The sequence below is a fragment of the Sphingomonas molluscorum genome (assembly GCF_039522995.1).
GTDB lineage: Bacteria > Pseudomonadota > Alphaproteobacteria > Sphingomonadales > Sphingomonadaceae > Sphingomonas > Sphingomonas molluscorum.
Genome location: NZ_BAAAEL010000010.1, coordinates 199,883 through 223,531, shown reverse-complemented (window position 1 = coordinate 223,531; position 23,649 = coordinate 199,883). Strand labels below are relative to the sequence as shown.

The 23,649-nt window shown below is 68.3% G+C and carries 20 protein-coding genes; 11 read left to right on the top strand and 9 right to left on the bottom strand.

Annotated features, from left to right (window positions below; genetic code table 11):
* Positions 1-40 precede the first annotated feature (40 nt).
* Entirely contained in the window at positions 41-718 is a 678-nt protein-coding gene (locus ABDZ92_RS11465; protein WP_125959376.1) for a FadR/GntR family transcriptional regulator, read from the top strand.
* Between the two features lie 12 nt (positions 719-730).
* Here the strand turns inward: ABDZ92_RS11465 and ABDZ92_RS11460 are convergent, their stop codons facing one another.
* Positions 731-1,228, bottom strand: a complete 498-nt coding sequence (locus ABDZ92_RS11460) for a gluconokinase (RefSeq protein WP_125959504.1) — start codon at positions 1,226-1,228, stop codon at positions 731-733.
* A gap of 206 nt (positions 1,229-1,434) precedes the next feature.
* On the opposite strand from ABDZ92_RS11460, the gene ABDZ92_RS11455 reads away from it, so the two are divergent.
* Together ABDZ92_RS11455 and ABDZ92_RS11450 are read left to right on the top strand one after the other, a co-directional pair.
* On the top strand, positions 1,435-4,473 hold the full coding sequence (locus ABDZ92_RS11455; protein ID WP_125959377.1) for a glycosyl hydrolase family 28-related protein: 3,039 nt from the start codon (positions 1,435-1,437) through the stop codon (positions 4,471-4,473).
* A 119-nt stretch (positions 4,474-4,592) separates the two neighbouring features.
* Complete coding sequence (locus tag ABDZ92_RS11450) at positions 4,593-7,616, top strand: TonB-dependent receptor plug domain-containing protein (protein ID WP_241211724.1); 3,024 nt, start codon at positions 4,593-4,595, stop codon at positions 7,614-7,616.
* A gap of 80 nt (positions 7,617-7,696) precedes the next feature.
* Here the strand turns inward: ABDZ92_RS11450 and ABDZ92_RS11445 are convergent, their stop codons facing one another.
* The 6 genes from ABDZ92_RS11445 to ABDZ92_RS11420 form a co-directional block, all read right to left on the bottom strand.
* On the bottom strand, positions 7,697-8,326 hold the full coding sequence (locus ABDZ92_RS11445; protein WP_125959378.1) for a DUF4198 domain-containing protein: 630 nt from the start codon (positions 8,324-8,326) through the stop codon (positions 7,697-7,699).
* A 32-nt stretch (positions 8,327-8,358) separates the two neighbouring features.
* Positions 8,359-10,632, bottom strand: a complete 2,274-nt coding sequence (locus ABDZ92_RS11440; RefSeq protein ID WP_125959379.1) for a TonB-dependent siderophore receptor — start codon at positions 10,630-10,632, stop codon at positions 8,359-8,361.
* A 151-nt stretch (positions 10,633-10,783) separates the two neighbouring features.
* On the bottom strand, positions 10,784-12,313 hold the full coding sequence (locus tag ABDZ92_RS11435; protein ID WP_125959380.1) for a DUF4139 domain-containing protein: 1,530 nt from the start codon (positions 12,311-12,313) through the stop codon (positions 10,784-10,786).
* On the bottom strand, positions 12,313-13,731 hold the full coding sequence (locus ABDZ92_RS11430) for a DUF4139 domain-containing protein (RefSeq protein WP_125959381.1): 1,419 nt from the start codon (positions 13,729-13,731) through the stop codon (positions 12,313-12,315). Before ABDZ92_RS11430 ends, ABDZ92_RS11435 begins: the two co-directional genes overlap by 1 nt.
* A 72-nt stretch (positions 13,732-13,803) precedes the next feature.
* Positions 13,804-14,037 carry a hypothetical protein gene (locus ABDZ92_RS11425; protein ID WP_125959382.1) on the bottom strand — a complete coding sequence of 78 codons (234 nt, stop codon included), beginning with the start codon at positions 14,035-14,037 and terminating at the stop codon, positions 13,804-13,806.
* Positions 14,038-14,046: 9 nt separating this feature from the next.
* On the bottom strand, positions 14,047-15,105 hold the full coding sequence (locus ABDZ92_RS11420) for a Glu/Leu/Phe/Val family dehydrogenase (RefSeq protein ID WP_125959383.1): 1,059 nt from the start codon (positions 15,103-15,105) through the stop codon (positions 14,047-14,049).
* Between the two features lie 127 nt (positions 15,106-15,232).
* On the opposite strand from ABDZ92_RS11420, the gene ABDZ92_RS11415 reads away from it, so the two are divergent.
* Entirely contained in the window at positions 15,233-15,697 is a 465-nt protein-coding gene (locus tag ABDZ92_RS11415) for an Lrp/AsnC family transcriptional regulator (protein ID WP_125959384.1), read from the top strand.
* Positions 15,698-15,820: 123 nt separating this feature from the next.
* Here ABDZ92_RS11415 and ABDZ92_RS11410 read toward each other — a convergent pair whose 3' ends face one another.
* Complete coding sequence (locus ABDZ92_RS11410; protein WP_125959385.1) at positions 15,821-16,291, bottom strand: Lrp/AsnC family transcriptional regulator; 471 nt, start codon at positions 16,289-16,291, stop codon at positions 15,821-15,823.
* Between the two features lie 94 nt (positions 16,292-16,385).
* On the opposite strand from ABDZ92_RS11410, the gene phhA reads away from it, so the two are divergent.
* From phhA to ABDZ92_RS11380, 6 genes are read left to right on the top strand one after another with little or no spacing between them, the layout of a single operon-like run.
* Positions 16,386-17,249, top strand: coding sequence for a phenylalanine 4-monooxygenase (gene phhA, locus ABDZ92_RS11405; protein ID WP_125959386.1), 864 nt, complete (start codon positions 16,386-16,388; stop codon positions 17,247-17,249).
* Positions 17,250-17,307: 58 nt separating this feature from the next.
* Entirely contained in the window at positions 17,308-18,369 is a 1,062-nt protein-coding gene (gene hppD, locus ABDZ92_RS11400) for a 4-hydroxyphenylpyruvate dioxygenase (protein ID WP_125959387.1), read from the top strand.
* A gap of 33 nt (positions 18,370-18,402) precedes the next feature.
* Complete coding sequence (gene hmgA, locus ABDZ92_RS11395) at positions 18,403-19,722, top strand: homogentisate 1,2-dioxygenase (protein ID WP_125959388.1); 1,320 nt, start codon at positions 18,403-18,405, stop codon at positions 19,720-19,722.
* Positions 19,719-21,029: a fumarylacetoacetase gene (fahA, locus tag ABDZ92_RS11390; protein WP_125959389.1), complete on the top strand. Its 1,311-nt coding sequence runs from the start codon at positions 19,719-19,721 to the stop codon at positions 21,027-21,029. The genes hmgA and fahA overlap by 4 nt, the downstream gene beginning before the upstream one ends.
* Positions 20,993-21,667 (top strand): maleylacetoacetate isomerase, encoded by a 675-nt coding sequence (gene maiA, locus ABDZ92_RS11385; RefSeq protein WP_241211726.1) that lies wholly within the window; start codon positions 20,993-20,995, stop codon positions 21,665-21,667. Before fahA ends, maiA begins: the two co-directional genes overlap by 37 nt.
* Positions 21,664-22,026: a Rieske (2Fe-2S) protein gene (locus ABDZ92_RS11380; RefSeq protein WP_125959390.1), complete on the top strand. Its 363-nt coding sequence runs from the start codon at positions 21,664-21,666 to the stop codon at positions 22,024-22,026. Before maiA ends, ABDZ92_RS11380 begins: the two co-directional genes overlap by 4 nt.
* A gap of 31 nt (positions 22,027-22,057) precedes the next feature.
* On the opposite strand, the gene ABDZ92_RS11375 is transcribed toward ABDZ92_RS11380, so the two are convergent.
* Positions 22,058-22,555: a hypothetical protein gene (locus tag ABDZ92_RS11375; protein WP_125959391.1), complete on the bottom strand. Its 498-nt coding sequence runs from the start codon at positions 22,553-22,555 to the stop codon at positions 22,058-22,060.
* Between the two features lie 170 nt (positions 22,556-22,725).
* On the opposite strand from ABDZ92_RS11375, the gene ABDZ92_RS11370 reads away from it, so the two are divergent.
* A complete protein-coding gene (locus ABDZ92_RS11370) occupies positions 22,726-23,646 on the top strand; it encodes a pirin family protein (protein WP_125959392.1) in 921 nt (306 codons plus the stop codon).
* Positions 23,647-23,649: the final 3 nt, after the last annotated feature.

The following is a 23,649-nucleotide window of genomic DNA, read 5'->3' as shown; positions in this document are numbered from 1 at the left end:
GCGGACGAAGCCGGGCCGTGGAGCCGGTGGGGGACCTCCCGTGAGCGAGGGGCGTCTCGCGGATCGCGCCTATACGGAGATCGTCCGGATCATCAACGATCAGGGAATGGTGAGCGGGGACCGCCTACCCTCCGAGGCCCGGCTGGCCGATCTGTTCGGCATGTCGCGCACCATCGTGCGCGAGGCGCTCGCCCGCCTCGCCTCCGACGGCATCACCGAGGCACGCCGAGGCGCGGGCTCCTATGTGAAGCGGCGGCCGTCCGACCGGCTCGGCTCGCACATGCCGATGGACGCGCTGGCGGCAACGCTGGGCACCTACGAGGTACGCTTCGTGCTGGAGGCGGAGGCGGCACGGCTGGCGGCGCAGCGGCGTTCGCACCATCAACTCGAGGCGATCGAGCGGGCGCTGAGCGCGTTGCGCGCCGCGCTCCTCTCGAACGCGCCCGCGCATGACGAGGACTGGAACCTTCACCGCAGCATCGCCGAGGCCACCGGCAACGCGGCGTTCCCGCCGGTCTTCGATCACCTGCGGGAAGCGGTGATGCAGATCCTGCGTGCGGGCGTCGAGATCTCGCGCGCGCGCCCGCCCGAGGTGATCGGCGCGATGATGGACGAGCATGACGCGATCGTGGACGCGATCCGCGCCCGCGATGCCGATGGTGCGGCGCTGGCGATGCGCTGGCACCTGTCGCAGGGACGCAAGCGGCTGATGCCGTGATTGCCGCTCCCCTCAGCGGGACGCGGGCACGAGATCGAGCCAGGCACGGACCTCCGCGCACAGCCTCTCCGGCGTCCACGCCGCATCCAACGTCAGTGCGCGCTCGTCCGGCATGGGACGCTCCAGCGTCGCCAACTGGCTGTCGAGGAGGCTGGGCGGCATGTAATGGCCGTTCCGGCTCGCCATGCGCCGCGCGATCTCCTCGCGGGCCGTGTCGAGCAGGACGAAATACATCGGCACCGCCGACGCGGCGGCCAGCCGCTCGCGATAGGCGCGCTTGAGCGCCGAACAGGCGGCAACGGCGATCCCCTCAGCCGAGCTTGCCTCGCCGATCGCGCGCCCCAGCCGGTCGAGCCAAGGCCAGCGATCCGCATCGGTCAGGGGGTGGCCGGCCTGCATCTTGGCGACGCTCGCGGCCGAGTGAAAGGCGTCGCCCTCCAGGACGGGGCAGCCGAGCTCTGCACCGAGCCTTACCGACAGCGTGGTCTTGCCCGTGCCGCTCACCCCCATCACCACGATCGCGCGCGGTCGGTCGATCCCTTGCCGTTGTGCCTGCACGCCTGTGCCCTCAGCTTTGGCCGGCCGGCCGTGTTGCCCGGGCGGTATTGGGTCTGGCGAGTTGCTTGGCCATTGCGACCTTGGTCGAGGTCGCCACTCCTGGGAGGCCGAACTATCCAGGCGGGCACACTCGCGCAGCGATCAAGGGACGCATCGCCATGACAGCCAGCACCGCCCTCCGTCTGCTCCCGACGCTGCTGCTCGCCGGCACCGCCCTGCCGGCACTGGCGGCGCCCGGCTCGACCTCGGTCTACGCCAGCGCGCCGAACGATCCCCGCGCGGTGACCGTGTCGGCGCAGGGCGACGGCACCACCGACGATAGCGCCGCGATCCAGCAGGCGATCGATGCGGCCGCGGGCCAGGGCGGCGGTGGTCTCGTCTTCCTCCCCTCCGGTCGGTACCGGATCACCCGCACGCTGTATGTCTGGCCGGGCGTGCGCCTGTTCGGGGTCGGCAAGAAGCGCCCGGTCTTCGTGCTGGCACCCAACACGCCCGGCTTCCAGAGCGGCGTCGGCAACATGATCTTCTTCACCGGCAACCGCCCTCAACCGGACGGGTCAGGCCCGCGCGTGCCCGTGCCGCCGCCCACCAGCGTTCCGTTCAACCCCGGCATCGCCGACGCCAATTCCGGCACCTTCTACTCGGCCATGGCGAACGTCGACTTCGAGATCGGCAGCGGCAATCCGGCGGCGACCGCAGTCCGGTTCCACACCGCCCAGCACACCTATCTCAGCCACATCGACTTTCATCTCGGCTCCGCCCTCGCCGGCATCTACCAGGTCGGGAACCTGGGCCAGAACCTGCGCTTCTTCGGGGGCCGCTATGGCATCCTCACCGAGAAACCCTCGCCGGCCTGGCAATACACGCTGCTGGACTCGAGCTTCGAAGGACAGCGTGACGCCGCAATCCGCGAGCACGAGGCAGGCCTCACGCTGGTCAACACCAGCTTCCGCAACGTGCCAGTCGGGATCGAAATCGACCGCGGCTATGGCGACTGGCTGTGGGGCAAGGACGTCCGCTTCGAGAATGTCTCGCAAGCCGGCGTCATCATCAGCAACGAAGGCAATGCGTGCACGCAGGTCGGCTTTGACAATGCCGTGGCGACCGGCACGCCCGTCTTCGCGCGCTTCCGCGAGAGCGGCCAGACGGTGGCCGGCAAAGGCAGCCGCTACCGCGTGCGCGAGTTCACCCATGGGCTGACCGTGCCGGCGCTGGGCGCGACCGGCAGCTACGCGACGCGCATGGATGCCGCGCCGCTCTCGGGCACCCCGCGTCGCCGCGATCACGCGATCCGCCTGCTGCCACCGGTCGCCGACTGGGTGAACGTGCGGGACCTGGGGGTGCGCGGGGACAATGCGACCGACGACACCGCCGCGATCCAGCGCGCGATCGACAGCCACCGGGTGCTCTACTTTCCGGCGGGCTTCTATCGCGTCTCCGACACGCTGAAGCTGCGCCCCGACAGCGTCCTGATCGGGCTGCATCCCAGCATGACGCAGATCGTCCTGACCGAGGACAGTGCGCCCTTCCGAGGCGTCGGCAGCCCGCGCGCACTGATCGAGAGCGCGAAAGGCGGGGACGCGATCGTCTCCGGCCTCGGCCTGTTCACGGGCGGCACAAACCCGCGTGCGACCGCGCTGTTATGGCGCGCCGGCGAACGGTCTCTGGTGGACGACGTCAAGTTCCAGGGCGGTCACGGCACCTTCCTCGCCGACGGCAGCCGCTTCGATCCCTATAACGCCAACCACACGGCCGACCTCGACCCCAAGAAGCGCTGGGACGGCCAATATGCCAGCCTATGGGTCACCGACGGGGGCGGCGGCACCTTCAACGGGCTGTGGACGCCCAACACCTATGCCCAGGCGGGGCTCTACGTGTCGGACACCAGCACGCCGGGCTACGTCTATCAGATGTCGGCCGAGCATCACCGCCGCGCCGAGATCGTGCTCGACCGCGTCCGCAACTGGCAATTCCTGGCGCCGCAGACGGAGGAGGAGGCGGGCGAGAGCCGGGACGCGGTGGCGCTGGAGGTCCGCAACTCGCGCGACATCCTCTTTGCCAATCTGCACGCCTATCGCGTCACCCGCTCGCTCCAGCCCGCGCCCGCAGCCGTGACGCTGGAGGGTTCGAGCGGCATCCGCTTCCGCAACGTCCATGTGAACGCCGAGAGCGGCTTTGCCACCTGCGACGGCAACGGATGCGGGACCTACCTGCGCGCCAGCAAATATCCGTACGAGAACGCGATTGTCGACGTGACTCGCCGCGCCGCGGTGCGCGAACGCGAGTTTGCGGTGCTCGACGTGACCGAGGCGCCGGCGCCGGCAGCCAGCCCCTCGCTCGCGCCGGTACGCATGCTGGCGGACGGCTTCTACTCGCTAGGCGGTGGCGCCGTGGACCCGGCGGGCAAGCTCTATTTCGTCGACCGTCAGTTCCAGCGCATCCATGGCTGGTCGGAGAAGGAGGGACTGTCGATCGTCGCCGATGCGCCGCTCGATCCGGTCAATCTCGCGGTCGACCGCTCCGGCAAGCTGATGGTGCTGTCGTCCGCCGGCGCGGCCGCGACGGTGTACAGCATCGATCCCGCGGCTCCCCAGGCGCCGCGGATCATCGCGCCGACTCCTGCCTCCGCCGCCGCGGGCGCGCGTATCGCCCTGCCCGCGAGCTTCTGGAACAACGGCGAGTTCCGCGACCAATATGATCCTGCGACCGACCGCTTCACCACGCTGGCAGAGATGTTCGCGCGCGACATGGCACTGCCCAAGCCGCTGGAATATCGTTCCCCCGACGGAAGTATCGCGCTTCCTGCCTACCGCGTCTGGCAGCAGGGGCCGGCCGATCACCTGGGCTGGCGGTTCTCCGACACGCTCGACACCTATGGCTTCGTCCAGGGCACCGTGGGTTCCCGCGTCTATGTTGCGAACGGCTCCGAGGATCGTACCTACAGTGGCCTCCTGGGCGCGGGCGGCGCGGTGACCGACCTCAAGCCCTTTGCGCCGCGCGGCGGCGAAAGCGTGGCCGTGGGTCCGGACGGGCGCGTCTACGTCGCGAACGGCGAGATCTACGTCTACGGCCCCGACGGGCGCGAGCAAGGGCGCATCGACGTGCCGCAGCGCCCGCTCCAACTGCTGTTCGGCGGCCCGGACGGCGCCACGCTGTTCATCCTCGCCCATCATACGCTGTTCGCGGCGCGGCCCTGATCGGCCCCCTTCGACTTTGGTCGTAGATGCTGCGCCTGCCGGCATCGGATAGAATGCACACACACGGACACGACGCCACGCCGGACCACCGGCACGCGCCGGCACCAAGGAGGGGATGGATGATGGGCAAGATCCTTCGCGATCGTCGTCGCAAGACACGTGCGTATGATAACGTTACCAGCTTTGCGGTGCTTGCGGCCCTGCTCGCCGCCGCGCCTGCGCTGGCGCAGCAGCAGACGCCCCCCAACGAGCCTCAGGACCAGACCGACACCACCGCGACGCCTGCCGACCCGGGCATCACCGGCTCGACCGCGGCCCAGCCGGAGGCGTCGCCCACCGAGGTCGTCGTGACCGGCACCCGCATTACCACCGGCTTCAACGCGCCGACCCCCACGACGGTGATCGGGGAGGACCAGCTCCAGAAGAACGCCCAGCCCAACATCTTCAACGCGATCGCGCAGTTGCCGTCGCTGCAGGGCTCGACCGGCGCTTCCACGGGCACGTTCAGCACGTCGAGCGGCACCCAGGGCCTCAGCTCCTTCTCGCTGCGCGGCCTCGGCCCCATCCGCACGCTGACCCTACTCGACGGCCAGCGCGTCGTCGGCGCGAACGTGACGGGCGTTCCCGACATCAGCATGTTCCCGCAGCTGCTGGTCAAGCGCGTGGACGTCGTGACCGGCGGTGCCTCCGCCTCCTACGGCTCGGACGCGGTCGGCGGCGTGGTCAACTTCATCACCGACACCCGGTTCGAGGGCTTCAAGGCCAACGTCCAGGGCGGCATCACCAACTATGGCGATGACGAACAGGTGCTCGTGCAGGGAGCCTATGGCACCGCCCTGCTCGACGACCGCCTGCACCTGATCGTCAGCGGCGAGTTCGACCATGAGGGCGGCGTCGGCGCGGGCAACTTCGGCACGGACCTTGCGGGCGGCCGCAACTGGTACCGGGCGACGACGCTGCTCAACACGGGCGTCACCGACAACGGGCTCCCGCAGTTCAACTATCGCGACTATGCGCAACCCTATCAGTACGCTCTCTACGGCCTCATCAACAACGGGCCGCTGCAGGGGATCGCGTTCGACCAGAACGGTACGCCCTACAACTTCAACTATGGATCGGGCGGCACGCCGACGGGCACCGGCCGCGTCACCAACTGCTATCCGGGCAACAGCTTCTGCGTCGGCGGCGACCTCTCCGGTGCACCAGGATCAGGCGCGTCGCTGAAATCCGAACTCGAACGCCTGAACGGCTTCGGCCGCATCGGCTTCGACTTCGCCGAGGACAACGAGGTCTATCTCACCGTGAACGTGGCGCAGGTGAAGACCTCCAACCAGCCCAGCCCCGGCTACAATCGGCCCAACCTGACCGTGCAGTGCGCCAACGCATTCCTGCCGCAGCTGGTACGCGATCGTTGCGCGGCCGCGGGGATCACCCAGTTCAACTTCGGCACCAGCAACGGCAGCTTCCCCGACCCCCAAGTCCGCACCGATCGCCGGCAATACCGCTTCGTCGGCGGGCTGAAGGGCAAGTTCGACATCGGCGGCAGCGACTGGACCTATGATGCCTATTACGAACACGGCATCACCATGTCGGACATCGATGTCGACGACATCGTGCTGCAGAACCGCTATGTCGCCGCGACCAACGCGATCACGCTGAACGGGGCGGTCGTCTGCGCCGATCCTGCGGCACGGGCCGCAGGATGCCAGCCGATCAACATCTTCGGCGGCTTCGCCCCGTCCGCCGCAGCGCTTGCCTATATCACGCCCGAAAACGGTCCGTTCCAGCACACCAAGCTGACCCAGGATGTCGCGAGCCTCAACTTCTCCGGCGCGCCCGTCGAGCTGTGGGCCGGTCCATTGTCGGTCGCCCTCGGTGCCGAGTACCGGCGCGAATATTATCGCGTACGCGCCGACCCCTATGGCGCCGGCGTCATGGACGTGAGCCCGAACAGCCCGGAATATCCCGCGGATCCGCTGCTCAACGCGGACCAGGGAAGCAACTGGGCCGCCGGCAACTACAAGAACGGCAGCGGCAAGTACGACGTCTACGAAGGGTTCCTGGAGGTCAACCTGCCCCTGTTCGACAGCCCCTCGATCGGGCGTGCGAACCTGAATGCCGCCGGCCGCGGCACCCATTACAGCACGTCCGGCACCGTCTGGGCATGGAAGGTCGGCGGCACCTGGGACACGCCATTGGAAGGCCTGCGGCTCCGCGCCGTCACCTCGCGCGACGTTCGCGCTCCCAACCTGTCGGAGCTGTTCGCCGCGCCGACGGTCACCACGGTGCCGAACTTCACCGACCCGTTCCGCAACCGCGCGGTCCAGATCTTCCAGAACACCATCGGCAATCCCGACCTGAAACCGGAGATCGCCCGCAACACCGAAGTCGGCATCGTGCTCTCGCGCCCGTCGTGGCTGCCCGGCTTCAGCCTCTCGCTCGACTATTACAACATCAAGCTCGACGGGGTCGTCTCGACCCTCAGCCCGGACCAGATCGTCCGCTTCTGCTTCGAGGGGAACCAGGCCTTTTGCGGCGGCTTCGAGCTCAACAGCCCCGTTCAAGGCGGCAACTTCGTCAACGTCCAGCCCTTCAACCTCGCCTCCTGGAAGACGAGCGGCTTCGACATCGAGGCGAGCTACCAATGGACCCAGCCGCTCGGCCTGCCCGGCAGCTTCACCGTCCGGGCGCTCGGCACCCACGTGCGGGAATTCCTGGTCAGCGCGGGCATCGCTGGCGTCGCGACGGTCGATCAGGCCGGCGCCAACACCGGCGCCACGCCGGACTGGAAGTGGCTCGCCGTTCAGACCTACGAGAATGACCGCTTCAGCCTCATCCTCCAGGAGCGCTGGTTCTCGGATGGGGTATTCGGCAACCAGTATGTGGCCTGCATCTCGGACTGCCCGGTTTCCACCGGAAACAATCCGACCATCGACTACAACCGGATGAAGGGCGCCTTCTACCTGGACATCGGCGGCTCGTACAACGTGACCAAGGAGGTCACGACCTTCTTCAAGGTCGACAATGTGTTCGACCATGATCCGGCACCGTCGCCGCAGACCAACACCGGCCTCGACGTCAATCCCGCGCTCTATGACACGCTCGGCCGCATCTATCGTCTGGGCGTGCGGATGCGCTTCTGACCGCTTCCCCGGGGTTCCCCCGACCCCGCCACTGCAGACGGCAGCCTCAAGCGCTTCGGCCCTTGAAGCTGCCGTTTTTGTTAGTTCGCCAGGTAGCTGATCGTGGTGATGCGATGCAGCACCGCGACGGGGCCTGCGGGCGTCGTGTACGCGCCCTCGTCCTTGAGCGCCGCCGTCAGCAGATACCGCCCCTTCGCGCCAGCCGGCGCCGTCACTTCGCCCTTGGCATCGGTGACCAGCTTCTGCGTCGACTTGTCGGGTGCGATCAGCGTGACTTCATTCCCGGCAACCGGCTTGCCGTCGCGTACCAGGCGGAAGCGATCGGCGCCCGCCGTGGCAGGCACGAACTCGAACGGAAGGGCCGCGCGTGGCTCCGTCCGCCCGGCGCGGGCGTAATAGACCACCGACTCCTGCTTGCCCGGCTCGCCCCAGGGCGCGAACACCGTGTCGTCCCAGGCGCGCACGTCCCCTGCGGGGACGGCTGCTTCCAGATAGCCGGTCTTGCGCTCCAGCCGGGCATTCGGCGCCTTCAGCAACTTGGGCGCCTTCAGCTTGGCGAACTCCGGATCGCCGCCCGCGGGCATCGCCTCGGCGGGTTCCCCCAGATAGATGCGCGCGGGACCGTCGCCGTCGCGCTCGATCCAGACTTCATGCCCCTGAGCCGCCGTCGAGAGGCCCAGCAGCAGGGCGGCGAACAGCATCTTCTTCATGGCAGAGGGTCCTTTCGAGAAAGCGAGGGCGCTCACGGGTAGGTGAGCCGGATGGTCGCGAACACCGTGCGCGGGCTGCCGTAGTAGTTGCCGCGCCCGGTGGAGGAGATGCGCGAATAATAGCTGCGGTCGAGTAGGTTGTTCGCGTTGATCGAGAAGGAAAGCTGGTCGTTGACCTTGTAGCCGGCACGCAGGTCGAGCACGGCATAGGCCCCCTGGCGCACAACGGTGGAGATCGTCGGCTGTCCGTTCGCGCCGATGATCGACGGGGTTCCGCCGGACGTCTCGCTGAACCACGTCAGCCCGCCGCCCACGCTGGCGCCGGCCAGCGCGCCGTCCTGCGGGGCATAGTTGGTGAAAACCTTGATCATGTGCTTCGGAATGATCGGCGTCAGCGACAGCCCCTCGAACTGCGGCTGAGTGTCCTCCAGATACTCGGTCTTGGTATAGGTATAGCCGCCGTTGATCCGCCAGCCGGGCAGAATTTCGCCGGTCGCCTCCGCCTCGATCCCGCGTGCACGGACCTTGCCGACCTGCAGCACGATCGTCGGTTCGTCGGCGGGGTTGAACAGCCGGTTGCTCTGCGTGAGCTGATAGACCGCCGCCGAGAGCAGCAGGCGATTGTCCATCAGCGCCAGCTTGGTACCCAGCTCATACTGGTCGCCGATCAGCGGCTTGACCGGTTCGCGATCCGGACGCGTGCGGCCGGCCGGTGCCGACTGCGGCGTGAAGCTGTCCGCATAGCTGCCGTAGACGTTGAGGTTCGGGGTGACGTCCCACACGATGCCCGCATAGGGCGTGAACTGCGCATCCACGCCCGTGGAGCGCGGCGCCGCCGGAGTAGGCAGCAGGGTCTCCGTCGTCTGCTCCCACCAGGTGAGGCGGCCGCCGCCGACCAGCGTCAGCCCCTCGACCGGCTGTAGCCGCATCTGGCCGTAGAGGCCGTATTGCTCGACGAGCGTGCTGGTGCCGCCATAGGATTGCAGGACGCAATTGACCGGCGCGGGCGTGATCGGCGTGCTGGTGGCCGGGCAGGTCGCATTGCTCCCCTGCACCGGATAATAGGGCAGCGGGCCATAGGGGTTGAGCGGCGGCTCGGCTGGCGAGACCGGATCGAACACGTTGATGCGCGCATAGTTCGAAAGCCGCGTGAAATAGCTGTCATAATCCGACGCCTGATAGTCGGCGCCCAGGATCAGCGTCTGCTCGCGCCCGAACAGGGGGAAGCTGCCGACGCCGTTCATGTCGAACGACCGCGTCTTGGCGAAATTGTCGCCGCGATAGGCGATGTGGCTGGTGTTGCCGCCGTTCGCAGGCGTCACAGCCTGGTTGCCGATGTAGCTGTAGACGTCGATCCGGTCGACGTCGGTCATCAGGCCGGTCGCGCGCAGCGTCCAGCGATCGCTCACCCGATGCGTCAGCTCGGCATAGGCGGTCCAGGTCTCCGAGCGGAAGCGGTTCCAGTCGGCACCCAGATAGGTCGAGCGGTCGACATCGAGCAGGCGGCCCTCGCTGCCGTCGGCACCGCCGGCATAGCCCGGAAGGCCGGACTGGATCGCCGGCTTGAACCGGTCATAGCTGCCCCCGATCGTCAGGGTCGTCCGGTCGCCGATCTCGATCGCGGTGATGCCATAGAAGCCGAGCCGGTTGCGGTGGGCGACGTCGAAGAACTGGTCCTGGTCCTGCAGCATGCCGCCGACGCGCACCCCGGCGCGATCGCCGAGCGGGGCGGAAACGTCGAGCTCGAGCCGCAGATTGTCGTAGCTGCCATAGCCGGCCGAGGCCTGGACCTTGAACGCTTTCAGCGGCCGCTTGCGCACCAGGTTGATGCTGCCGGCCGGATTGCCCGATCCGCTGAACAGGCCGGCAGGCCCGCGCAGCACTTCCAGCCGGTCATAGGCGAACAGGTCCGGCACCACCCCCGGGAAGCCGAACGACAGCGTCGGCACGCCGTCGATCAGATAGTTGGTGATCGCAAAGCCGCGCGACATGAAGGACGGGTCCTCGCTGCCGATGCCGGTGACGGTGATGCCGTTGGTCGCGGTCATCGCGTCCTCCAGCGTGAACAGGTTCTGCGCCTCGATCTGTTCCCGGTCGATCAGCGTGACCGTGTTGGGCATGTCCTTGAGCGGGGTGACGGTCTTGCCGACTTCGCGGCCGTAGCTCTTGCCGACGACGACCACCTCGTCACTGCTAGCGTCCTCCGACCGCACCTGCGCGTCGTCGGCAACGGGCGCCGCATGTGCAGTGGCTACGCCCAGGCAGGCGATGGCGACGCTCGACAACAGGCTCTTCGGCAAACGCATTCGGATCCCCCTTTGATGTTGCGGGGCCTCTAGCCGAAGGCAAGTTGCGAGTCACTAGCAGTATCAACAGAACGAGGGCTAATTTCCCCCCCAAGGCTCGTTCGAGCAGTTGCGGCCAACCCGGCGGCGGCGCACAAAGCTCCGTTCCCGATCAGTAGCGGTAGCGGAGTTCCGCCTCCCCACCCGTCGCCACCGTCGGCGACCAGGTGCGAAGCCCGTCCGCTGCCACGGGAGCGTCCCCCTCGATCTTCAGATCCACGTCGGCAGTGCCGACCTGTATCGGTATCTCCAGCGCCACGGGGAACGGATTGGCATTGGTCACGCGGATCCGCGCCTCGCCGGGCTTCTCTATCAGCTGTTCGACCAGCACCTGCGTGCTGACGCCGGCCCCGATCCGGAAAGTTTCGCCCTCCGCCCGGTCGTCGAGCGCCCCCAACCCCAGCAGCAAGGTTTCGCCCCCCTGCCGCTCGGCATAGGCCGCCGTGCTCCCGGACGGCAGGGCCAGGCCGAGGCCGGCTTCCTTATGGTTGCGCATCACCAGCACCACGGCAGTGGGCATGGGCGAGAGCGTCGCACCGACGGGGATCGGGCGCCGGTAGCGCCGTTCGAAGGGCACGCCCGTACGCCCCAGCAGCGCGACCTGCTTCTGGGCACGGCCCTGAACCGTCACCGGTTCGGGCACGCGATAGAGTTTCAGGTCCCCCAAGTCCTCGGGTGGTGGTGGCGGCGGCGGGGGTGGCGGCGGAGGAGGCGGGGCCGCCACAGGCAGCGGGGCATACACTCTGGCCAGCGCGGCCGTGACCACGATCTCCTCCGCCGGCTCGAACGCCTCGCTCCGCAAGTCCGACGTGGTGGTGCCCAGCGGATAGCAGGTCAGCGACAAGGCTCCCGCTTCTGCGGGGAGCGCACGCACGTCTACCCGGTTCAGCCGACCGGCGACGGCGTTCACTTCGGCTTCGGCGAGCGCCCCGGGGTTGCCGTTCGCCAGGGTAAGCCACGCAAAGAGATCGAGCGTGCGGCCATCCGCCGCGACCGTGGCGACATAGCTCGCGCGCCAGTCGAAGCCGGAGGCCAGGTAACTCAGCCGGACCGTCACCGTGCGCGCCACGGGGGACACCGCGGCCACGCTCAGCACCGGCTTGTCCGTCAGCCCCGCGGGCGTACCGTCGAAGGAGAGCGCCTCCGGAAGCCCGGAGCAGCGTAGCGCCTCGATGCCTCCGGCGGTCTGGAGCACGACGCCCGGACGCGGCCCGGCAATCAGGGTTGCTTCCTCGCTTACGGTCCGCCCGGTCGCCCGGTTCGTGCGGGTGAGCGTCACCTGCCGGCCGAGCGTGCCGTCGACCAGCGAGGCGGGGGACAGCAGGCGGGCGTCGCGGTTTTTCTCCACGACACCTCCCGGAAGCCCCTCCACCACCGCGCTCACGGGGATGATGCCTTCGGCCACGCCTTCGAAACGGAGCGTCACCGGCCCGCGCGGCAGCTTCACCCGCCGCGTCTCCGTCACCAGCGCGAAGCCCCCCAGATAGCGCAGGTTGATTCCGCCCCGGCCGAAGGGTGCGCGATAGACGGTCAGCCCGACATGGTCGGGCGCGCGCGAGGTCACGACGCGCTCCTGCGCCGCTGCCGGTCGCGGCAGCGCAAGGGCTACGACCATCGCCGCCAGAAATGCCGATGCGCGCATCAGTAGCGCGTGTCGAACGTCGCGGTGACCACCGCCTCCCCATTGGCGGGCACGGGCACCTGCCACACGGCCGCGCCGGCATCCCGCCGCTCGCTCGGCCGGCTCTCCTCGAGGATGCGGGTGTCGGCCCAGCCCAGTCCAGCCTGAACCAGCTCCACCGTCACGGCGCGGGCGCGCGCATTGGTGAGGCGATAGCGCAGCTGGGTGCGCCAGCGATCCCCACTCAGGCGCGTGCGCGAAACCGTCGTCGGCTGCACCTTCACGTCGAACGCGTCGCCGGTGGGCAGCGCGATGGTCGAGCCCTGCGGGGTATGTTCGATCCGGTTCTCGCCGGTGAACTGCGGCTGGCCGCGCGCATCGCGGACATATACGCGAACCGTTCCTGCCGGCAGCGCATCGCCGAGTCCGGCAGCTCCGGAGTTGGCGAAGTAGAGAACGCTCTGCGCGCTGCGCGGCTCGTTCGCGGTTCCGAGCCAGGGATTTTCGAACCGATAGCCGGAGCGTGCGGCGACCCCCTTGCTGTCGAGGAAGCTGACCTGCTTGGTCTGCTTGTCCGCGATCGTCGTCCTTGCAGCCAGGGGATAGAGATAGAAGTCCCCAAGTTGCTCGCGCGCCGCCGATTCCGTGCCGGGCCGCACCTGTGTCCCGCGTCGCGGCCTAGGGGCATAGGTGTCCGGATTCTCGGCACTTCCGACATCGCCTGCGACGAGCAGCGTCTTCGCATTGTTGAAGGTCGTGCCGCTGGTGTTGCGCAGCGTCACCCAGCCCTGGACATCGACGGTGCCGCTCTTGTCGTCGAAGAGCGCAACATAATCGGCGCTCCAGCCGAGGCCGCGGCTGAGATAGGACAGTCGCGCCGGGCGGCTGCCCGCACGTTCGCTCGCCAGCGTGACGGAAAGCGTGGGCCGTGCGCGCAGGGACTCGGGCACCCGGTCGAACACCGCGCGCACCGGCAGGCCGTCGTCGCGCAACACCTCCACGCGACCGCCGATCTCCAGCACGACGCCGCCGTTCACCGCCAGCACCCGCGCCCGCTCGCGCGTCTCCACTCCGGTGGCAGGGTTGGTGCGGACCAGGGTGATCGTCTCGCCGACCGCCTTATCCATCAGGCTCGACGGGCTCAGCAGATCATAGTCGAAATTCTGCTCCACGATGGCGGCATCGGCGACGGAAAGCGAAACGGTCTCCGGCCGGATCTGCGCACTGACGTCGGGGAAGTCCTGCCGCACGCGCCGGCCGGGAAGATCCAAGACGCGCACATCCTGCACCAGCGCCACGTCGTTGTTGTAGATGGTGACGGAAACGTCGCCCTGCGCGCTTGCCGCACCGGGGGCGGCGGCGGGCGGCGGCAGGGCCTCCTGCGCGGCCACGCCTGCCGGCCACGCCGTCATCAAAACCAATAGCCCGAGTGCCCGCATGTCGCCCCTCCCGTTGTTCGGGCAACATGCTCGGCCGGGGCTTCGCAGGCAATGCGCCTTCGCAATCGCGCGTCAGCATCCCGGTTGATCGGTCACCTCGACGCTGGCGACGTCGACGAGCGCGCGCAGCTTCTCCAGGCTCACCTCGGCGGGCGGCGCCGCGCCTGCCAGCTCCAGACGGATCGCCATGCCGTCGTCCTCCATCGCCGCCGCCAGCGTCACGAACGGCAGTTCGTGGAGCGCAACGAGATTGACGACGCGCAGCAGCAGCGAGGTGGAGGCGGCGCCGGTGACCGTCACGCGCATCGCCCGTCCTCAGGCCGCGAGCATCGCCTTGTCGCAAGGCTGCCGTCCCTGGACGATCACCTCGCGCGCGAGCAATGCGGCCGCACGCGCGGGAGAAACCCGCTCCGCCTCCGCCAGGTCCAGCACCTCGCCCAGCCGCGTGGCGACGCCGTCGACGCGGGACGGCACCACCGCTTCGCTCCAGCCGAGATATTCGGCCGCCACGTTGATGATGCCACCGGCGTTGACGACATAGTCGGGTGCATAGAGCACGCCGCGCTTCGCCAGCAGTTCCCCCACCTCCGCCGACGCCAGCTGGTTGTTGGCAGCACCGCACACGACCTTCGCCTGCAAGCTGGTTGCGGTCGCAACGTTCAGCACACCGCCCAGCGCACAGGGTGCAAAGACATCCGCCCGAACACCGGAGATCGCGCGGGAGGACACCAGGACCGCTCCGAAACGGGTCGCCGCCCGCGCCGCCAGTTCCGATCGCGATTCCGCGATCACCAGCCGGGCACCGGCGGCGTGGAGCAGTTCGCACAGCGCCATGCCTACATGGCCGACGCCCTGCACCGCCACCGTCACCTCCGCCAGCGACTTGCCCAGTCGCCGTGCGATTGCCACCTCCATCGCCCGGAACACGCCGCGCGCGGTCCAGGGGGAAGGATCGCCGCCGGGCCGCTCGCCCTGCCGGGGCAGGCCGGCGACGTGGGCCGTCTGCCCTGCGACAACCGCCATGTCCTCGACGCTGGTGCCGGCATCCTCGGCCGTCACATAGCGCCCGTCGAGCGCTGCGACCGCGCGACCGAACGCCTCGAACAGCTGCGAGCGGCTGAACGGCGCCTCGGGGAGCATCAGCACGGCCTTGCCGCCTCCCAGCGGCAACCCGGCCAGCGCGTTCTTCATCGTCATGCCCGCGGCGAGCCGAAGTGCATCCTCGCTCGCGGTCGCCTCGTCGGCATAGTGCCACAACCGGCAGCCGCCTGCTGCAGGCCCCAGCACGGTGGAATGCAGGACGATGAAGCCCCGCAAGCCCGACTGCGGGTCGTCGAGACGGACAACGGCTTCGGGGGGCAGCAATTCATTCATGGCGGGACCCTCATCTGTGATGCAGCGAAGTGATACCTCGAGCCGGCAGGGCGAACTGATCTTTGTTGACCGCAGCCTTTGCTGTACGCGCAAGAACTGACCGCTCTTGTCCGCTCTGGAGGATGGATTGACCCAGCCGCTCGACGATGCCGAACGTCGTATCCTGCGCGTCCTTCAGGAGGACGCGAGCCTGCCCACCGCTGCAGTCGCAGAACGCGTGGGTCTCTCCCCCTCGCCGTGCTGGCGACGGATCGACCGGCTGGAGCGGGATGGCGTCATCCGCAAGCGCGTGGCGCTGCTCGATCGGCGCGCCATCGGGCTTAACGCGCACGTCTTCGCGCAGGTGAAGCTCAACGCCCATGGCCGCGCGCACCTGGACGAGTTCGCCGAGGCGATCCGCGCCTTTCCGGAAGTGCTGGAATGCTACGTGCTGATGGGGCCGGTCGACTTCCTGATGCGCGTCGTCGCCGAGGACATCGAAGCCTATGAACGCTTCTTCTTCGACAAGCTGTCGCGCGTCCCCGGCGTGCAGGAGGTCGTCTCCACGGTCGCCCTGTCGGAGATCAAGTCGACCACCGTCCTGCCGGTGTGACAGCATCAGCTTGCCCACTGAGGCGAGCCGCAGCACGCCATTGAACGCCCGCGATGCGGAACGCGCGGAAGCCGCACCCCAGCTGGGTCGGGAGCGAAGCGGAACCTCGCGCCCCGGAACCGATCACACTGGTAAGGCCGTCGTGTATTTGGTGGTGGCCAGCACGAAGTGCGACGAGCCACCGGCAACGGAGGGGTGGCCCAGCATCGTCTGCATCAGGAACTGGTTGTAGTCGACGACGTCCGCCACGACGACCCGGAGCAGATAGTCCCACTCGCCGGACATGGAGAAGCACTCCACCACCTCCGGCCGGCCCTGGACGAACTCCTCGAAGCTCTGCCGCGCCTCGGCCGCGTGGCTGCGCATGCGGATGTTGCACATCACGTTGACCCCCCGGCCCACGGCTTCCGGGTCGACGAGCCGGACGGTGCGCCCGAGGATGCCAGCCGCCTCCAGCGCCTTCGCCCGCCGCCAGCAGGAGGCCGGGGACGCCCCGACCTCCTCCGCAAGCTGGGCGTGACTGAGCGTCGCATCCTCCTGCAACAGCCGGACGATTCGACGATCGACCGCATCCATCGTGCGATCCTGTTTCATGTTCCCGCCGATCCTCGCGAATTCATTTCATCCGAGACGATAAAGCCGCCCCGAATGATGAGCAATCATCGGCGTTGGGTGAGATCGTGTCGGCATGAGCGAGGATCCGGGCACACCACCGGCGGGCGCCGCCAAGGACTGGACCATCCCCCAGCGGTGGGAATCCTACACGCCGGAAGACCACGCCACCTGGGACAGGTTGTTCGAGCGCCAGGCGCAGCTTCTTCCCGGGCGCGTCACACCGCTGTTTCTGCAGGGCCTGGACATTCTGCGCCTGTCGAAGCCCGGCATCCCCGACTTCGAAGAACTGTCGGAGCGGCTGATGAAGGCGACCGGCTGGCAGGTCGTGGCGGTTCCCGGGCTCGTCCCCGACAACGTCTTCTTCGATCATCTCGCGAACCGTCGGTTCGTTGCCGGCAACTTCATCCGGCGTCCTGACCAGCTCGATTATCTCCAGGAGCCCGACGTCTTCCACGACGTGTTCGGCCACGTCCCGCTGCTCACCCAGCCGGTCTTTGCCGATTACATGCAGGCCTATGGCCAGGGCGGCCAGCGCGCCGCCGCGGCGGGCATGATCGCGAAGCTGGCCCGGCTCTACTGGTACACGGTCGAGTTCGGACTGGTTCGGTCGGGTGATGCGCTCCAGCTCTATGGCGCCGGCATCGTCTCCTCCTACGGCGAGTCGCAGTTCGCGCTCGACGATCCCTCGCCCCACCGCATCCGGTTCGACCTCAAGCGGGTGATGCAGACCCGCTATCGCATTGACGACTATCAGCAGAGCTACTTCGTCATCGACAGCTTCGAGGACCTGCTCGACCAGACGCTGAACACCGATTTCGGACCGATCTATGCCGAACTGGCGGACGCCACCGACATCGAGACCGACGCGGTCCTGCCGTCCGACCACCTCTATAACCGGGGCACCCAGGCCTACGCGCAAGGGAAGCGCTCCGCATGAGCTGCCTTCCGCGGCGATGCCGCCCCTCCCCATCTTCCAACGCTCCGAAAGGCTTTGCATGACCACGCAGAACAATCCGCTCGGCCTCGATGGCTTCGAATTCTGCGAGTTCACCTCGCCCGATCCGGAACAGCTCGGCCAGCACTTCGAGCAGATGGGCTTCGTGCCGACCCACCGTCATCCGACCAAGCAGGTCACCCGCTACAAGCAAGGCCGCATCAACCTCCTGCTGAACGCCGAGCCGGAGGGTCAGGCTGCAGATTTCCGCGCCGCCCACGGCCCGTCGGCAAGCGGCATGGCCTTCCGGGTCGCCGATCCGCGGGCGGCCCGGGACCATGCCGTGGCCGAGGGCGCCGTGGCGGTCGACGCCGGGCGCGGCACGCTGGGCACCGACGCCTGTGCGATCGAGGGGATCGGCGGATCCTACCTCTATCTCGTAAAGAGCGGCGAGGATCTCTACGCCGGGTGGCAGGAAGTGCCGGGCTGGCAGGAGGCGGAGGCGCGCAACTCGGTCGGCCTCGACCTGCTCGACCACCTCACCCACAATGTCCGCCGCGGCGAGATGCGGACCTGGTCGAGCTTCTACGGCCGGCTGTTCGGGTTCGAGGAGCAGAAGTATTTCGACATCAAGGGGAAGGCGACAGGCCTGTTCAGCCAGGCGATGATCGCCCCCGACGGTGCCATCCGCATCCCCCTCAACGAGAGCCAGGACGAGAACAGCCAGATCGAGGAGTTCATCCGCGAGTATCAGGGCGAAGGCATCCAGCACCTCGCCCTCACGACCGAGAACATCTACGAGACGGTCGAGAAGCTGCGCGCGCGCGGCGTGCGGCTCCAGGACACGATCGAGACCTATTACGAGCTGGTCGACAAGCGCGTGCCCGGCCACGGCGAGGATCTGGAGCGGCTGCGCCGCAACCGCATCCTGATCGACGGATCGGTCGAGAACGGCGAAGGCATCCTGCTCCAGATCTTCACCGAGAACATGGTCGGACCGATCTTCTTCGAGATCATCCAGCGCAAGGGCAACCAGGGCTTCGGCAACGGCAACTTCCAGGCCTTGTTCGAATCGATCGAGCTCGACCAGATCCGCCGCGGAGTCATCAAGGTCGATGCCTGATCCCGGAACGGCAGGCTTGCGGAGCAACGCGGCATGACGATGCACACGCCCGCGGGGGCGCATACGGGCGCAGCCTATGTGCCCGGCTTCGGCAACCATGTCGCGACGGAGGCGGTTGCGGGTGCGCTGCCGATCGGCCGCAACAGTCCACAGCACGTGTCCTTCGGCCTCTATGCGGAGCAATTGTCCGGCACCGCCTTCACCGCCCCGCGCGCGGAGAACCGGCGTTCCTGGCTGTACCGGCTTCGCCCCGCCGCGCAGCACCCGGCGTTCGTGCGGTCGGCCGCGGCCCCGCGCCTGCGCTCGGGCCCGTTTGCGGAGGTGTCGCCGTCGCCCAACCGCATGCGCTGGGATCCGCTGCCCTGGCCGGACGTCGCGACCGACTGGCTCGACGGCCTCGTCACCTATGGCGGCAACGGCAGCCCCGATGCGCAGGCGGGGGTCGGCATCCATCTCTATGCCGCGACCGCCGACATGGCGCGCGCCTTCTTCTCGGCCGATGGCGAGCTGCTGATCGTGCCGCAGGAGGGCCGGCTGTCGATCACCACCGAGTTGGGCCATATCAACATCGCGCCGCTCCAGGTGGCGCTGATCCCGCGGGGCATACGCTTCCGGATTGCGCTGCCGGACGGGCGGGCGCGCGGCTATGTGCTGGAGAACTATGGCGCGCTGTTCCGCCTGCCCGATCTCGGGCCGATCGGTGCCAATGGCCTTGCCAATCCGCGGGACTTCGAGACGCCGGTCGCATCGTTCGAGGATGTCGATGCGCCCTGCACCGTCGTCCAGAAGTTCCAGGGCGGCCTGTGGGATGCGACGCTCGACCATTCGCCGTTCGACGTGGTCGCCTGGCACGGCAATCTCGCGCCTTGCCGCTACGACCTGACGCGCTTCAACACGATCAACACGGTCAGCTTCGACCATCCCGATCCGTCGATCTTCACCGTGCTGACCAGCCCCAGCGACACGCCGGGAACGGCCAATTGCGACTTCGTGATCTTTCCGCCCCGCTGGATGGTGGCCGAAGGAACGTTCCGCCCGCCCTGGTTCCACCGCAACGTGATGAGCGAGTTCATGGGGCTGGTGACCGGCGCCTATGATGCCAAGCAGGGCGGGTTCTCGCCGGGGGGCGCCAGCCTGCACAACCAGATGAACGGGCACGGGCCCGACCGCGCGAGCTATGACAAGGCAGTCGCCGCCGAGCTCGCGCCCCACCGTATCGAGGACACCATGGCCTTCATGTTCGAGACCCGCCACGTGGTCGCGCCGACCCGCTGGGCAACCGAGACCCCGACGATGCAGCTCGACTATGACGAAGTCTGGTCGGGTTTCACCAAGGCGGAGTTGCCGCGTTGAGCTGGAGCATCGACGAGACTCACGACCCCGCCCGGACGAGCTGGGTGCAGGGCGCGGATGACCACCCCGAGTTCCCGATCCAGAACCTGCCCCTCGGCATCTTCTCGACCGGCGGGGCGCCACGCGGCGGCATTGCCATCGGCGACCGGATCCTCGATCTCGCCGCACTCGCGGAGAGCGGGCTGCTGGAGGGCGAAGCGCAACAGGCTGCCGTCGCCGCCTCCGGCCCGACGCTGAATCCGTTGCTGGCGTTCGGCGCGGCGCCCCGGCGCGCACTCCGCCGGGCGGTGTCGGCGCTGCTCAGCGATCCGGCGCAGCAGGACGCCGTCTCGCGCTGCCTGTACCAAGCCGCGGCATGCACGCTGCACCTTCCGGCGGCAGTGGGCGACTACACCGACTTCTACGTCGGCATCCACCACGCGACCAACGTCGGCAAGGTATTCCGCCCCGACAATCCGCTGCTGCCCAACTATAAATTCGTGCCGATCGGCTATCACGGCCGCGCCTCCTCGGTGCGCGTGTCCGGCACGCCGCTGGTGCGCCCGTATGGCCAGCTCAAGGCGCCGGACGCCGACGTGCCCGTGCGCGCACCCACCCGCCGGCTCGACTTCGAGCTGGAGATGGGCGTGTGGATCGGCGCCGGCAACGGGCTGGGCGAAACCATCCCGATCGGAAGCGCGGCGGAGCATGTCGCCGGCTTGTCGCTGCTCAACGACTGGTCGGCACGCGACATCCAGGCCTGGGAATACCAGCCGCTCGGGCCCTTCCTGGCCAAGAACTTCCTGACCACGGTATCGCCCTGGATCGTCACCGCCGAGGCGCTCGCTCCCTTCCGCACGGCCCAGCCCGCGCGGCCGGCGGACGACCCCGCTCCCCTGCCCTATCTGCTCGACGCCGGGGATCAGGCGGAGGGGGCGCTTGCCATCACGCTCGAAGTGACCTTGGCTACCCAGGCGATGCGCGTGGCGGGCATGGCGCCCGCCCGGCTGAGCCGCAGTGCCGCCACCCACATGTACTGGACGATCGCCCAGATGGTCGCGCACCATGCCTCCAACGGCTGCGATCTTCGCCCCGGCGACCTGCTCGGCACCGGCACCATCTCCGCGCCGACGCGCGAAGGCTTGGGCAGCCTGCTCGAACTCACCCGCGCCGGTGCGGAGCCGATCGCGCTGCCGACGGGCGAGGTCCGCAGCTTTCTGGAGGACGGGGACGAACTCACGCTCGCCGGCCGTGCTGAGGCGCCCGGCTATCGCACGATCGGCTTCGGCCCGTGCACCGGCATCGTGATGCCCGCGATCGCCGCGTGATCCGCCTGCACGGCTACTGGCGGTCGAGCGCCGCCTATCGCGTCCGCATCGCGCTCAATCTGAAGGGCCTCGCCTACCACCATGTGCCCCATGACCTGCGCACCGGCGCCCAGCGCCACCAGAGCTATACCATGCTCAACCCGCAGGGACTGGTCCCCGCCCTGGAGACCAACCAGGGGGTCGTGACCCAAAGCCTCGCCATCCTCGAATGGCTGGAGGAGACGCACCCGGCGCCTGCCCTGCTCCCCGCGTCCGCGCGGGGCCGCGCAACCGTGCGCGCCATGGCCGGGCTGATCGCCTGCGACATCCACCCGCTCAACAACCTGCGGGTTCTGACCACCCTCCGCAGCGACTTGGGCGCCGACGAAGCGCAGGTCTCCGCCTGGATCGGGCGCTGGATCACGGAAGGGTTTGGCGCGCTTGAGACGCTGGTGGCACGGCACGGCGGCCGGTACGCCTTTGGCGACACGCCGTCGCTCGCCGACTGCTGCCTCGTACCCCAGGTCTATTCGGCAGAGCGCTTCGGCGTGGACCTCTCCCGCTTTCCCAGGATCCTCGACTGCACAGCAGCAGCCCGGGCGCTCGAGCCGGTCGCCGAGGCCCATCCCGATCGCCAGCCGGATGCCGATCCTGCATGAGCGATCTTCCGCGCCTTTCCGCCACTCCGCCCGGCATCGCCGTCTGTACTCTGGATCTCCTCGCAGATGGCACGGCCCGCAATATCGTCATCGAGACTCGGACCGGCCGCTTTCACGGCTTCCTGGTGCGTATCGGCGATCAGGTCCGCGGCTATGTCGATCGCTGCCCGCACGCCGGGCTGCCGCTCGCCCAGACGCTGGACGCCTACCTGACCCCCGACGGCCGCTTCATCACCTGCAGCTGGCACGGCGCGCTGTTCGAGCCGGAGACGGGCGCCTGCGTCGGCGGTCCCTGTGCCGGACAGCGCCTCACCTCCTGGCCGGTCACGGTGCGTGACGGGCGGATCGTCACCTGCTGACCGGAAGCCGGCCAGAACGGCGGACGTCCGGCTAGCGCGGGGTAACCGGCACCCCACAACGGGCGTGGTCACCCGCCTTGCATGCGGCGACGTCCGCCTGCCAGCGGCGGCGAGCGGCCTCGGCAGCCGCAACCTGATCCGCATAGTTGGTGAGCGCCTCGTCATGGAGGCGCTGTTGCTCGCGATACTGCGCCAGCCGTTCCTCCTGCGCCTGCCGGTCCGCGGCAATCCGCTGCGAGTCTGCCTCGGCCAGGACGCGCTGCGCCGCATTGGCTTCTCGCACCCGCGCCGCCTCTGCCTCCGCAGCCGCGCGCGCCTCCGCATCCTCGGCGGTCCCCGTTACCGTCTCGCCAGAGCGGGAGGCATCGGCGCGCTGCGCCTCTTCCATCGTGGGGAGGTCGAGCCTCAGCCCGCCGCGCGCGCTGTCCTGTTGAGGAACGGCGCTCCCTGCCGGCCATGCCTGCGCCGGCGACGATCCCACCATCCATATCGCCGCTACCGCAAGCGTGATCTTGTGCTTGGGGACCATCACCCCTCCTGATCGAAGTTCAACACGGCCTTAGAGCGCTCCTCCGCTTCCTGTCCACGCAAGGAGGTGATCTGGAACGCGCCTGAGGTCGCGATGGAGATTGTCCTTGCAGGCGCCGCCTGATCTACTGCTCGCCGGAGTTTCCCCGACCTGATTCCCGGAGTTTGCCAATGACCATCCGAAGCAGCGACGTCGAAGGCGTCGAACAGATCGTCCTGCCGCCGGTGCGCGATCTGGGGGATGGCTTCACCGTGCGCCGCGCGCTGCCGTCGGCGCATCGCCGCATGGTGGGTCCCTTCATCTTCTTCGACCAGATGGGTCCGGCGGCGTTTCGCGGCGGCGAAGGCCTCGACGTACGCCCGCACCCGCACATCGGCCTCGCCACCGTCACCTATCTGCTGGACGGGGAGATCCTGCACCGCGACAGCGTGGGCTCGGTGCAGCCGATCCGGCCGGGCGAGGTCAACTGGATGACGGCTGGCTCCGGCATCGTGCATTCGGAGCGCACCGGACCCGAGCAGCGCGCGGCCGAGAGCAGCCTGTTCGGCCTCCAGACCTGGCTGGCGCTGCCGACCCATGTGGAAGAGGCCGCCCCAGACTTCGCGCACTACAAGGCGCAGGAGATCCCCGTCGCCGAAGCCGACGGCGCGCGGCTGACGCTGATCGCCGGCACGTCCGACGGCATGGCGTCTCCGGTGAAGACCTTCTCCGACCTGGTCTACGCCGACATCCAGCTGGCGGCCGGCGCACGCTACCAGGTGAAGGCCGAGCATATCGAGCGCGCGATCTATGTCGTCGAAGGAAGCGTCGCAGTCTTGGGACAGACCGGCACCTTCGCCACCGGCGAACTCGTCCTGTTCAAGCCCGGCGCGGAGATCGTCGTGCAGGCACCCCAGGGTGCGCGCCTGATGTTGATCGGTGGCGAGCCCTTCCCCGAACGCCGCTACATCTTCTGGAACTTCGTCTCTTCGCGCGAGGAGCGGATCGAGCAGGCCAAGGCCGATTGGAAGGCGCAGCGGTTCGCGGCGGTGCCGGACGAGGACGAGTTCATCCCGCTTCCGGAGACGCCGGCCCCGGTGCGCTACCCATGATCG

Bases quoted from the DNA above. Each gene is read 5' to 3' on its own strand.
- ABDZ92_RS11460 (WP_125959504.1), bottom strand. From the start codon at position 1,228: ATGGGGGTGAGCGGCACGGGCAAGACCACGCTGTCGGTAAGGCTCGGT.
- ABDZ92_RS11455 (WP_125959377.1), top strand. From the start codon at position 1,435: ATGACAGCCAGCACCGCCCTCCGTCTGCTCCCGACGCTGCTGCTCGCC.
- ABDZ92_RS11450 (WP_241211724.1), top strand. From the start codon at position 4,593: ATGATGGGCAAGATCCTTCGCGATCGTCGTCGCAAGACACGTGCGTAT.
- ABDZ92_RS11445 (WP_125959378.1), bottom strand. From the start codon at position 8,326: ATGAAGAAGATGCTGTTCGCCGCCCTGCTGCTGGGCCTCTCGACGGCG.
- ABDZ92_RS11440 (WP_125959379.1), bottom strand. From the start codon at position 10,632: ATGCGTTTGCCGAAGAGCCTGTTGTCGAGCGTCGCCATCGCCTGCCTG.
- ABDZ92_RS11435 (WP_125959380.1), bottom strand. From the start codon at position 12,313: ATGCGCGCATCGGCATTTCTGGCGGCGATGGTCGTAGCCCTTGCGCTG.
- ABDZ92_RS11430 (WP_125959381.1), bottom strand. From the start codon at position 13,731: ATGCGGGCACTCGGGCTATTGGTTTTGATGACGGCGTGGCCGGCAGGC.
- ABDZ92_RS11425 (WP_125959382.1), bottom strand. From the start codon at position 14,037: ATGCGCGTGACGGTCACCGGCGCCGCCTCCACCTCGCTGCTGCTGCGC.
- ABDZ92_RS11420 (WP_125959383.1), bottom strand. From the start codon at position 15,105: ATGAATGAATTGCTGCCCCCCGAAGCCGTTGTCCGTCTCGACGACCCG.
- ABDZ92_RS11410 (WP_125959385.1), bottom strand. From the start codon at position 16,291: ATGAAACAGGATCGCACGATGGATGCGGTCGATCGTCGAATCGTCCGG.
- phhA (WP_125959386.1), top strand. From the start codon at position 16,386: ATGAGCGAGGATCCGGGCACACCACCGGCGGGCGCCGCCAAGGACTGG.
- hppD (WP_125959387.1), top strand. From the start codon at position 17,308: ATGACCACGCAGAACAATCCGCTCGGCCTCGATGGCTTCGAATTCTGC.
- hmgA (WP_125959388.1), top strand. From the start codon at position 18,403: ATGACGATGCACACGCCCGCGGGGGCGCATACGGGCGCAGCCTATGTG.
- ABDZ92_RS11380 (WP_125959390.1), top strand. From the start codon at position 21,664: ATGAGCGATCTTCCGCGCCTTTCCGCCACTCCGCCCGGCATCGCCGTC.
- ABDZ92_RS11375 (WP_125959391.1), bottom strand. From the start codon at position 22,555: ATGGTCCCCAAGCACAAGATCACGCTTGCGGTAGCGGCGATATGGATG.
- ABDZ92_RS11370 (WP_125959392.1), top strand. From the start codon at position 22,726: ATGACCATCCGAAGCAGCGACGTCGAAGGCGTCGAACAGATCGTCCTG.